Below are 12077 nucleotides of genomic sequence, written 5' to 3'. Positions count from 1 at the left end.
ATGATGGCAGAGAGGTCACACCCGTTCCCATACCGAACACGGAAGTTAAGCTCTCTAGCGCCGATGGTAGTTGGGACCTTGTCCCTGTGAGAGTAGGACGTCGCCAAGCAAAAACCTAAGTCGATTCGACTTAGGTTTTTTTGTGTTTATTTTTATATAACCCTAATAAGGCTATTCAAAGTAATAGCAATGATTTTTTGTTTTTCAGGTTTTCCAAGTGCTCCTAAAATAATCCCTATGATAGGGAACGTTAAAAGTGTGATGATATAAAGGAGTATTCGATCATTACAGCAATGACTGCGATACAAAGGAATAAATGTGAAAGAGTGTAGTTGTTTTTTGTTATTGTTCTCCTTATAAATAAAATGAATATAAGCGATTATATGTACGATAGATTTCTAGAAATCTATGTTCTAATTTCTTATCCTTCTTGCATATAGTTACAATTATCCTTTTGAATATAACTAAAACACGAACGTTATTGGTAAGTAATAAAAAAACATTCGATTATTTGTTGACATTGTTTATGAAATATTGTTAATATAGCCATAGAAAGAATAATATATAAGACCTCATATAATCGCGGGGATATGGCCTGCAAGTCTCTACCTAACGACCGTTATTCGTTAGACTATGAGGGAAAGTCACTCGGTATTTTTCTATTCACAAGGGATACGTATGCCTGAGTAGAGCACTTTCTCTCATAGTAAAAGAGAAACTGTTCTATTTCAGGCTTTTTTTATTTGAATCGGGGGGATTCTAATATGAAATCACTAGTTGGAGTCATAATGGGAAGCACGTCAGACTGGGAAACAATGAAATATGCTTGTGACATTTTAGATGAATTAAATATACCGTATGAGAAAAAAGTTGTATCAGCTCATCGGACTCCGGATTATATGTTTGAATATGCAGAAACGGCTCGTGAACGTGGATTGAAAGTTATTATTGCTGGAGCTGGTGGAGCAGCGCATTTACCAGGGATGGTTGCAGCGAAGACGAATCTTCCTGTAATCGGAGTTCCAGTTCAATCAAAAGCGTTAAACGGCTTAGATTCATTATTATCCATCGTCCAAATGCCAGGAGGGGTTCCGGTTGCAACTGTTGCAATTGGTAAGGCTGGTTCAACAAATGCTGGTTTACTTGCTGCACAAATACTTGGATCATTCCATGATGATATACATGATGCATTAGAATTGAGAAGAGAAGCAATTGAAAAAGATGTGCGCGAAGGTAGTGAGCTAGTATGACGAGAATCATTTTACCTGGAAAAACAATCGGCATTATTGGAGGCGGCCAGCTAGGAAGAATGATGGCATTGGCAGCTAAAGAGATGGGATATAAAATTGCTGTTTTAGATCCTACAAAAAATTCACCATGTGCACAAGTTGCTGATATTGAGATTGTTGCATCATATGACGATTTAAAAGCAATTCAGCATTTAGCGGAGATCAGTGATGTTGTCACATATGAATTTGAGAATATTGATTATAGATGTTTACAATGGCTTGAAAAACATGCTTACTTACCGCAAGGCAGTCAGTTGTTAAGTAAAACGCAAAATCGTTTTACAGAAAAGAATGCAATTGAGAAAGCTGGGCTACCAGTAGCAACGTATAGATTGGTTCAAAATCAAGATCAGCTTACTGAAGCAATCACTGAGTTATCATATCCTTCTGTATTAAAAACGACGACAGGCGGATATGATGGGAAAGGTCAAGTTGTTTTAAGAAGTGAAGCTGACGTTGATAAGGCGCGAGAGCTTGCAAATGTAGCAGAGTGTATTTTAGAGAAATGGGTGCCTTTTGAAAAAGAAGTATCAGTTATTGTCATTCGTAGTGTAAGTGGTGAAACGAAAGTATTTCCGGTAGCGGAAAATATTCATGTAAATAACATTTTGCATGAATCTATCGTTCCAGCTCGCATTACAGAAGAACTTTCTCAAAAAGCAATTGCTTATGCAAAAGTGCTCGCGGATGAATTAGAGCTTGTGGGAACACTAGCGGTAGAGATGTTTGCTACAGCTAATGGTGAGATTTACATTAATGAATTAGCACCAAGACCTCACAATTCAGGCCACTATACACAGGATGCATGTGAAACGAGTCAATTCGGTCAACATATTCGAGCAATCTGTAATTTACCTCTTGGAGAAACAAATTTGTTAAAACCAGTTGTCATGGTAAACATTTTAGGCGAACATATAGAAGGGGTCCTAAGACAAGTGAATAGATTAACCGGGTGCTATTTACACTTGTATGGAAAAGAAGAAGCAAAAGCGCAGCGAAAAATGGGGCATGTTAATATTTTAAATGATAATATTGAAGTCGCTCTAGAAAAAGCGAAGAGTTTGCAAATTTGGGACCATCAAGAACAACTGTTGGAGGGAAAAAAATGATTAGTCGTTATACACGCCCAGAAATGGGTGCAATTTGGACGGAAGAGAACAAATTTAAAGCGTGGTTAGAAGTTGAGATTTTAGCTTGTGAAGCATGGGCTGAGCTTGGCGATATTCCAAAAGAAGATGTTAAAAAAATTCGTGAGCATGCATCATTTGATATTGATCGTATTTATGAAATTGAAAAAGAGACACGTCATGACGTAGTTGCATTCACTCGTGCTGTATCAGAAACACCAACATTAGGCGAGGAACGTAAATGGGTTCATTACGGTTTAACATCTACAGATGTAGTAGATACAGCGTTATCTTACATCTTAAAACAAGCGAATGAAATCATATTAAAAGACTTAGAAAACTTCGTAAGCATTTTAGCTAACAAAGCGAAAGAGCATAAGTATACGATCATGATGGGAAGAACACACGGTGTTCATGCAGAACCAACAACATTTGGTTTAAAACTTGGTCTTTGGTATGAAGAAATGAAACGTAACGTAGAGCGTTTCAAGCAAGCTGCTGATACAGTTCGTGTTGGTAAATTATCTGGTGCGGTTGGTACATACGCAAATATCGATCCATTCGTAGAAAAGTATGTTTGTGAAAACTTAGGGTTAGAAGCAGCACCAATTTCAACACAAACATTGCAACGTGATCGCCATGCTCATTACATGTCAACACTTGCACTAATTGCAACATCTATTGAAAAGATGGCAGTTGAGATCCGTGGTTTACAAAAGAGTGAAACACGTGAAGTTGAAGAAGCTTTCGCAAAAGGGCAAAAAGGTTCTTCTGCAATGCCACATAAACGTAATCCAATCGGATCAGAAAATATGACTGGTTTAGCTCGTGTTATCCGCGGTTATATGATGACAGCGTATGAGAATGTTCCATTATGGCATGAACGTGATATTTCTCACTCTTCGGCAGAACGCGTAATTTTACCAGATGCTACAATCGCATTAAACTACATGTTAAATCGCTTTGGTAATATCGTTAAAAACTTAACTGTATACCCAGAGAATATGAAACGCAATATGACAAGAACATACGGCTTAATTTATTCTCAGCGTGTAATGCTTACATTAATCGACAAAGGTATGGTACGTGAAGAAGCTTATGATATCGTACAGCCTAAAGCGATGGAAGCTTGGGAAACACAAGTACAATTTAAAGAGCTTGTAGAAGCTGATGAGCGTATTACGAGCAAGTTATCACAAGAAGAAATTAATGAATGTTTCAACTATGAGCATCATATGCAACACGTTGATACAATCTTTGAACGCCTTGGGTTAAACGAAGCGTAAAATTTCATATGGCACAGAATAGAGTCATTCTGTGCCATTCTTTATAAAAACATTATTCACATTTTTCAAACTACAGGGGGCTTGCGAAATGCAAAAGCTAGAATTGCTGTATGAAGGTAAGGCAAAAAGAATTTATCGTACAGAATCAGCAGATATGGTTTGGGTAGAGTACAAAGATAGTGCGACTGCTTTCAATGGGGAGAAAAAAGAGACGATTACAGGAAAAGGTCGTTTGAACAATGAGATTACAACTTTATTGTTCAGAAAGTTACAAGAAGTAGGAATTAAAACACATTTTATTGAGAAGTTATCTGAGATAGAGCAACTTGTTAAAAAAGTGAGTATTATTCCTTTAGAAGTTGTCACAAGAAATGTAATTGCAGGAAGTCTTTCAAAACGCTTAGGAATGGAAGAGGGAACTGTACTTGCAGAACCAATCGTAGAATTTTACTTCAAAGATGATGATTTAGGAGATCCGCTTGTAACGGAAGATCATATTCGTGTATTAAACGTTGCATCGCCAGAGCAAGTAAGCGTATTACGAGAAATGGCTCTACAAATCAATCAAGTGTTGATTGATCATTTCGCAAGCTGTCGTGTAAGACTAGTAGATTTCAAATTAGAGTTTGGTGTAACGGAAGAAGGAGAAATTATTTTAGCGGATGAAATTTCACCAGATACTTGCCGTTTATGGGATGAAACGAGCAATGAAAAGTTTGATAAAGACGTATTCCGTCGCGATCTTGGAAATTTAACAGATGCTTATGAAGAGATTTTAAAACGTTTAGGGGGAATTTCACATGTATAAAGTTAAGGTATATGTAACATTAAGAGAAAGCGTATTAGATCCACAAGGAACAGCGGTAAAAGGAGCACTTCATAGTCTTTCATTTACAGAAGTGCAAGACGTTCGAATCGGAAAGTACATGGAACTAACAATTGATAAATCGGTATCTGACCTTGACGCAAAGGTAAAAGAAATGTGTGAAAAACTATTAGCAAACGTTGTAATGGAAGACTTCCGTTATGAAGTTGAGGAGGTTGTCGCACAGTGAAATTTGCCGTAATAGTATTTCCAGGTTCGAACTGTGATGTTGATATGTTCCATGCAATTAAAGATGAGCTCGGCGAAGAAGTAGATTACGTTTGGCACGATACAGAGAATTTAGATGAATATGATGCAATTCTACTACCAGGTGGATTCTCTTACGGTGACTACTTACGCTGCGGTGCTATTTCTCGCTTCGCGAATGCAATGAAAGCAGTGCAAAAAGCTGCTGAGCAAGGAAAGCCGATTTTAGGTGTATGTAATGGATTCCAGATTCTTGTTGAATCAGGATTACTACCAGGAGCGTTAATGAGAAACGAAAATTTAAAATTTATGTGTCGCACTGTTCAGTTGCGTGTTGAAAATAATGAAACGATGTTTACATCACAATATGAAAAAGATGAAGTAATCAATATTCCAATCGCGCATGGTGAGGGGAATTACTATTGTGATGAAGAAACGTTAAAAAGATTAGAAGAGAATAATCAAATCGCATTCCGTTACGTAGAAAATCCGAATGGAAGCGTTTCAGATATTGCTGGTATTGTAAACGAAAAAGGAAATGTACTTGGTATGATGCCACACCCAGAGCGTGCTGTAGATGAATTACTTGGCGGTGCTGAAGGGTTAAAAGTCTTTCAATCTATCTTAAAACAGTGGAGGGAAACATATGTCGTTAATGCTTGAACCAAATCCAACACAAATTAAAGAAGAGCGCATATATGCGGAAATGGGGCTAACAGACGAAGAGTTTGCCATGGTTGAAAAGATTTTAGGCCGTCTGCCAAATTATACAGAAACAGGATTATTCTCTGTTATGTGGTCTGAACATTGCAGTTATAAAAATTCAAAACCAGTGCTTCGAAAATTCCCAACAACAGGTGAGCGCGTCTTGCAAGGACCTGGGGAAGGTGCTGGAATCGTAGATATCGGTGATAATCAAGCGGTTGTATTTAAAATGGAAAGTCATAACCACCCATCTGCTATTGAACCATATCAAGGAGCGGCAACAGGCGTTGGTGGTATTATCCGTGACGTATTTTCTATGGGAGCACGCCCAGTAGCTCTATTAAACTCACTTCGCTTCGGTGAATTACAGTCACCACGTGTGAAATATTTATTCGAAGAAGTAGTAGCAGGGATTGCAGGATACGGTAACTGTATTGGCATTCCGACTGTTGGCGGCGAAGTACAGTTTGATCCATGTTATGAAGGAAATCCACTTGTAAATGCAATGTGTGTAGGCTTAATTAATCATGAAGATATTAAAAAAGGGCAAGCGCACGGTGCTGGAAATACAGTAATGTATGTAGGAGCATCAACTGGTCGTGACGGTATTCACGGTGCAACATTTGCATCTGAAGAGTTATCTGAAAGCTCAGAAGCGAAGCGCCCAGCAGTTCAAGTAGGAGATCCATTTATGGAGAAACTTCTTATTGAAGCTTGCTTAGAACTTATTCAGTCGGATGCACTTGTTGGAATTCAAGATATGGGTGCAGCTGGTTTAACATCATCTTCTGCAGAAATGGCAAGTAAAGCGGGAATGGGTATTGAAATGTACTTAGATGATGTACCACAGCGTGAAACAGGAATGACACCATATGAAATGATGCTATCTGAATCACAAGAACGTATGCTAATCGTTGTGAAAAAGGGTAGAGAGCAAGAAATAGTAGATTTATTTGAGAAGTATGGTCTTGCAGCCGTTACGATGGGGAAAGTAACGGAAGACAAAATGCTTCGCTTATTCCATAAAGGTGAAAAGGTAGCTGAAGTACCAGCAGATGCTCTTGCAGAAGAAGCACCAATTTATCATAAACCATCAAAAGAAGCAGCATACTTTGCTGAATTCCAGGCAATGAAAATGGAAACGCCAAAAGTAGAAAATTATAAAGAAACGTTATTCGCTCTATTACAACAACCGACGATTGCAAGTAAAGAGTGGGTTTATGATCAATATGATTATCAAGTTCGCACAAGCACAGTTGTTACACCAGGTTCAGATGCAGCAGTTGTACGTGTACGCGGTACAGAAAAAGGATTAGCAATGACGACAGATTGTAACTCTCGCTACATTTATTTAGATCCAGAAGTGGGCGGTAAAATTGCAGTAGCAGAGGCAGCACGTAATATCGTATGTTCTGGGGGAGAGCCACTTGCAATTACAGATTGCTTAAACTTTGGTAATCCAGAAAAACCAGAAATCTTCTGGCAAATTGAGAAATCAGTAGATGGTATGAGTGAAGCTTGTCATACATTACAAACGCCAGTTATCGGCGGAAACGTATCAATGTATAACGAACGTAGTGGTGAAGCAGTGTATCCAACACCGACAGTTGGGATGGTTGGACTTGTACACGATTTAAAACATGTAACAACACAAGAGTTTAAGCAAGCTGGCGATTTAGTTTATGTAATTGGAGAGACGAAAGCTGAGTTTGGTGGAAGTGAATTACAGAAAATGATTCACGGCAAAATTTTCGGTCAATCACCAAGCATCGATCTAGATGTAGAATTAAAGCGTCAAAAACAAGTATTAGCAGCAATTCAAGCTGGCCTTGTTCAATCTGCTCATGATGTTGCAGAAGGTGGTTTAGCAGTAGCAATTACTGAAAGTGCCATTGGTGCAAAAGGTTTAGGTGCTACTGTGAAATTAGATGGAGAAGCAACAGCCGCATTATTCGCTGAATCACAATCTCGTTTCGTTATAACTGTAAAACGTGAAAATAAAGAAGCGTTTGAGAAAGCGGTAGAAGCAATTCAAGTTGGAGAAGTGACAAATACAAATGAAGTAACAATTCATAATGAAGAAAATGAAGTATTACTTACAGCAAATGTAGATGAAATGAGAAAGGCTTGGAAAGGGGCAATCCCATGCTTGCTGAAATAAAGGGGTTAAATGAAGAATGTGGCGTTTTTGGAATTTGGGGGCATGAAAATGCAGCACAAGTTTCGTATTACGGATTGCATAGTTTACAGCACCGTGGACAAGAAGGCGCAGGCATCGTCGTAAATAATGGTGAGAAAATTGTCGGTCACAAGGGATTAGGTTTAATATCGGAAGTATTTTCAAGAGGTGAGCTAGAAGGCTTAAACGGAAAATCAGCAATTGGACACGTAAGATATGCGACAGCTGGTGGAAGTGAAGTTGCTAACGTTCAACCATTATTATTCCGTTTTTCTGATCATAGTATGGCATTAGCTCATAACGGAAATTTAATTAATGCAAAAATGCTTCGCCGCGAATTAGAAGCAGAGGGAAGTATTTTTCAAACAAGTTCAGATACAGAAGTACTTTTACATCTTATTAAACGTAGTACGAAAGATTCGTTAATTGAGAGTGTAAAAGAGGCTCTAAATAAAGTGAAAGGTGCGTTTGCATATCTTTTACTAACTGGAAATGAAATGATTGTTGCGCTAGATCCGAATGGATTCCGTCCTCTTTCAATTGGAAAGATGGGGGATGCTTACGTTGTAGCGTCAGAAACATGTGCTTTTGATGTAGTAGGTGCAACATACATTCGTGATGTAGAACCAGGTGAACTACTTATCATCAATGATGAAGGAATTCACGTAGATCGTTTTACAAATGAAGTAGATCATGCAATTTGTAGTATGGAGTACATTTACTTTGCACGTCCGGATTCTAATATTGCAGGCATTAACGTCCATGCAGCACGTAAAAACATGGGAAAACGTTTGGCGGCAGAAGCTCCTATTGAAGCGGATGTTGTTACTGGCGTGCCAGACTCTAGTATTTCGGCAGCAATTGGTTATGCTGAGGCAACAGGCATTCCATATGAGTTAGGATTAATTAAAAATCGTTACGTTGGACGGACGTTTATTCAACCTTCTCAAGAACTGCGAGAGCAAGGGGTTAAGATGAAACTTTCAGCAGTAAGAGGTGTAGTTGAAGGAAAACGAGTTGTTATGATTGACGATTCTATCGTAAGAGGAACAACAAGTAAACGAATTGTTCGCATGCTTCGTGAGGCTGGAGCGACAGAAGTTCACGTGAGAATTGCGTCACCACCTCTAAAATATCCATGTTTCTATGGCATTGATATTCAAACAAGAAAAGAATTAATTGCAGCAAATCATACAGTAGAAGAAATTCGTGAAATAATCGGTGCAGACTCATTAACATTTTTAAGTGAAGATGGATTAGTAGATGCAATTGGACATCCATATGAAGGGAAATACGGCGGTCTATGTATGGCGTACTTCAATGGAGATTACCCAACAGCTCTTTATGATTATGAGCAAGAGCTTTTAGAAAGTATGAAATAAGAAGAAAAAAGCTTCTACTTCTTTTGATGTAGAAGCTAGCTTCTTTCTTAAAACGGCCGGCCCTAGATAGGGAGAAATTAAAAGACGAGGTGTAGATAACGATGGCGAATGCATATAAGCAAGCAGGAGTAGATATTGAAGCTGGATATGAAGCGGTATCTCGCATGAAAAAACACGTACAAACAACAATGAGAAAAGAAGTACTAGGCGGTTTAGGCGGTTTTGGAGGTATGTTTGATCTATCAAAATTTGCATTAGAAGAACCTGTATTAGTATCTGGAACAGATGGCGTGGGAACGAAATTGATGCTCGCTTTTATGGCAGATAAACATGACACAATTGGTATTGATGCAGTAGCAATGTGTGTAAATGATATTGTTGTCCAAGGAGCAGAGCCGCTTTTCTTCCTTGATTATATTGCTTGTGGTAAAGCTGAACCTAGTAAAATTGAAAACATCGTCAAAGGTATATCAGAGGGCTGTCGCCAAGCTGGTTGTGCATTAATTGGTGGAGAAACAGCTGAAATGCCAGGTATGTATTCTACGGAAGAATACGATTTAGCTGGTTTTACAGTTGGTATTGTTGATAAAAAGAAAATTGTAACAGGTGAAAAAATTGAAGCTGGTCACGTATTAATTGGCTTAGCATCTAGCGGTATTCATAGTAACGGCTATTCTTTAGTACGAAAAGTATTACTAGAAGATGGAGCACTATCTTTAGATCGCATTTACGGACGCTTAGAACTACCTCTTGGTGAAGAATTATTAAAACCAACGAAAATTTATGTCAAACCTATTTTAGAACTATTGAAGAAATATGAAGTATACGGAATGGCACACATTACAGGTGGCGGATTCATTGAAAATATTCCACGTATGTTACCAGAAGGAATCGGTGCAGAAATTGAATTGGGATCTTGGAAAATTCAACCGATCTTCAGTTTGCTTCAAGAGGTCGGAAAACTAGAAGAAAAAGAAATGTTCAATATTTTTAACATGGGTATTGGTATGGTAGTAGCAGTGAAGGAAGAAGAGGCAAAAGATATCGTTCGTCTTCTTGAAAAGCAAGGAGAAATAGCTAGTATTATTGGACGTACTGTACAAGGGGCTGGCGTTACCTTTAATGGGGGAGCGGCACTATGAGTAGATTAGCAGTTTTTGCTTCTGGGAGCGGCTCTAACTTTCAATCTCTTATCAATGCGGTAGAAGAAAAAAGATTAGATGCAGATATTAGTTTATTAGTATGTGATAAACCAGAAGCACGTGCTGTTGGACGGGCACATTATCATCATATTCCATGTTTCGCTTTTTCAGCGAAAACATATGAGTCAAAAGAAGCATTTGAAAAAGAAATATTAAAGAAGCTAGAAGAGTATGAAATTGATTATGTTATTTTAGCTGGATATATGCGTTTAATTGGACCAACTTTACTAGAAGCTTACGGCGGAAAGATTATTAATATTCATCCATCACTATTACCAAGTTTTCCAGGGAAAGATGCTGTTGGTCAAGCGTTAGAAGCAGGTGTGAAAGTAACTGGAGTAACGATTCATTATGTAGATGCAGGTATGGATACAGGGCCAATTATTGCGCAAGAAGCGGTAGTTGTTTCTGAAGGGGATACGAGAGAAAGCTTACAAAAGAAAATTCAACAAGTTGAACATAAATTATACGTAAATACAGTGAATCAAATTGTTCAATCTGTGAAAGAACCAACTGTTAACTAACATACAACCAGGGGTGAAGGATAGATGAAAAAGCGTGCATTAGTAAGTGTTTCAGATAAAACAGGAGTAGTAGAATTTGTTAAAGGTTTACTAGAACAAGGAATCGAAGTTATATCAACAGGTGGTACGAAAAAATTACTAGAAGAAAACGGTTTACAAGTGATCGGTATTTCTGAAGTAACTGGGTTCCCGGAAATTATGGATGGTCGTGTAAAAACATTACACCCAAATATTCATGGTGGTCTATTAGCAGTTCGCGATAATGAAACGCATGTAGCGCAAATGAATGAGTTAGGTATGGAGCCAATTGATTTTGTTGTTGTTAACTTATACCCATTCAAAGAAACAATCGCTAAGCCTGATGTAACATTTGCTGATGCAATTGAAAATATTGATATCGGTGGTCCAACAATGATTCGCTCTGCTGCGAAAAATCATAAATTTGTATCGGTAATTGTAGATCCAGTAGATTACGATGTTGTATTAACAGAACTGAAAGAGAACGGTGAAGTAAAAGAAGAAACAAAACGTAAATTAGCAGCGAAAGTATTCCGTCATACAGCGGCGTATGATGCGTTAATCTCTAACTACTTAACAGAGCAAATGGGTGAAGAAAGCCCTGAAACATTAACAGTGACATTTGAGAAAAAACAAGATTTACGTTATGGAGAAAATCCACATCAAAAAGCAACATTCTATAAAGCGCCATTCGCTGTAACTTCTTCTGTTGCATATGCAGAACAATTACACGGTAAAGAATTATCTTATAACAATATTAACGATGCAGATGCAGCGCTTAGTATCGTGAAAGAATTTACAGAACCAGCAGTAGTAGCGGTAAAACATATGAATCCATGTGGTGTTGGAGTAGGAGCTGATATTCATGAAGCATACACACGCGCTTATGAAGCAGATCCAGTATCCATTTTCGGTGGTATTATCGCAGCAAATCGTGAAATTGACAAAGCAACAGCTGAAAAGTTACATGAAGTTTTCTTAGAAATTGTTATCGCTCCTTCGTTCTCGCAAGAAGCTTTAGACGTATTGCAAAGCAAGAAGAACCTACGCTTGCTAACTGTAGATATTGAAAAAGCGATAAGCGCAAGCAAAAAATTAACTTCTGTACAAGGTGGTCTTCTTGTTCAAGAGGAAGATACGTTATCATTAGATGAAAGTACAATTTCAATTCCGACAAAACGTGAACCGTCAGAGCAAGAGTGGAAAGATTTAAAACTAGCTTGGAAAGTTGTAAAACATGTGAAATCAAATGCAATTGTTTTAGCGAATGATAACATGACAGTTGGTGTAGGC

Annotated in this window: 11 protein-coding genes, 1 rRNA gene and 1 riboswitch; all 12 genes read left to right on the top strand. The window is 38.1% G+C overall.

All coding sequences use genetic code 11. The features are described 5' to 3' along the window. Positions 1-109, top strand: a 5S ribosomal RNA gene (gene rrf, locus MR113_RS25250); the annotation flags it as partial. 443 nt (positions 110-552) lie between these two features. Further along, positions 553-654: riboswitch (purine riboswitch) on the top strand. Positions 655-764: 110 nt separating this feature from the next. Next, positions 765-1250, top strand: a complete 486-nt coding sequence (gene purE, locus MR113_RS25245) for a 5-(carboxyamino)imidazole ribonucleotide mutase (RefSeq protein WP_000839367.1) — start codon at positions 765-767, stop codon at positions 1248-1250. Further along, entirely contained in the window at positions 1247-2398 is a 1152-nt protein-coding gene (purK, locus tag MR113_RS25240) for a 5-(carboxyamino)imidazole ribonucleotide synthase (RefSeq protein ID WP_242257264.1), read from the top strand. Before purE ends, purK begins: the two co-directional genes overlap by 4 nt. Continuing rightward, a complete protein-coding gene (gene purB / locus MR113_RS25235) occupies positions 2395-3702 on the top strand; it encodes an adenylosuccinate lyase (protein ID WP_000625686.1) in 1308 nt (435 codons plus the stop codon). Before purK ends, purB begins: the two co-directional genes overlap by 4 nt. A gap of 88 nt (positions 3703-3790) precedes the next feature. Beyond that, on the top strand, positions 3791-4510 hold the full coding sequence (gene purC, locus MR113_RS25230) for a phosphoribosylaminoimidazolesuccinocarboxamide synthase (protein WP_242257263.1): 720 nt from the start codon (positions 3791-3793) through the stop codon (positions 4508-4510). Beyond that, positions 4503-4757 (top strand): phosphoribosylformylglycinamidine synthase subunit PurS, encoded by a 255-nt coding sequence (purS, locus tag MR113_RS25225; RefSeq protein ID WP_000278820.1) that lies wholly within the window; start codon positions 4503-4505, stop codon positions 4755-4757. The genes purC and purS overlap by 8 nt, the downstream gene beginning before the upstream one ends. Beyond that, positions 4754-5437 (top strand): phosphoribosylformylglycinamidine synthase subunit PurQ, encoded by a 684-nt coding sequence (gene purQ, locus MR113_RS25220; RefSeq protein WP_048375606.1) that lies wholly within the window; start codon positions 4754-4756, stop codon positions 5435-5437. The genes purS and purQ overlap by 4 nt, the downstream gene beginning before the upstream one ends. Further along, positions 5421-7640: a phosphoribosylformylglycinamidine synthase II gene (purL, locus tag MR113_RS25215; protein ID WP_242257262.1), complete on the top strand. Its 2220-nt coding sequence runs from the start codon at positions 5421-5423 to the stop codon at positions 7638-7640. Before purQ ends, purL begins: the two co-directional genes overlap by 17 nt. Beyond that, positions 7625-9040 (top strand): amidophosphoribosyltransferase, encoded by a 1416-nt coding sequence (gene purF, locus MR113_RS25210; RefSeq protein WP_242257261.1) that lies wholly within the window; start codon positions 7625-7627, stop codon positions 9038-9040. The genes purL and purF overlap by 16 nt, the downstream gene beginning before the upstream one ends. Positions 9041-9141: 101 nt before the next feature. Then, positions 9142-10182 carry a phosphoribosylformylglycinamidine cyclo-ligase gene (gene purM / locus MR113_RS25205; RefSeq protein WP_242257260.1) on the top strand — a complete coding sequence of 347 codons (1041 nt, stop codon included), beginning with the start codon at positions 9142-9144 and terminating at the stop codon, positions 10180-10182. Further along, positions 10179-10766 carry a phosphoribosylglycinamide formyltransferase gene (gene purN / locus MR113_RS25200; protein ID WP_242257259.1) on the top strand — a complete coding sequence of 196 codons (588 nt, stop codon included), beginning with the start codon at positions 10179-10181 and terminating at the stop codon, positions 10764-10766. Before purM ends, purN begins: the two co-directional genes overlap by 4 nt. A 24-nt stretch (positions 10767-10790) precedes the next feature. Continuing rightward, a partial coding sequence (purH, locus tag MR113_RS25195) for a bifunctional phosphoribosylaminoimidazolecarboxamide formyltransferase/IMP cyclohydrolase (protein ID WP_242257258.1) occupies positions 10791-12077 on the top strand: 1287 nt, incomplete at its 3' end.

Origin of the sequence: Bacillus cereus group sp. BfR-BA-01379 (assembly GCF_022663605.1) — a bacterium.
In the GTDB taxonomy this organism is placed as follows: Bacteria; Bacillota; Bacilli; order Bacillales; family Bacillaceae_G; genus Bacillus_A; species Bacillus_A mobilis.
The sequence above is the reverse complement of the archived record's forward strand: the minus strand, read 5'-3'. Positions and strand labels throughout refer to the sequence as shown.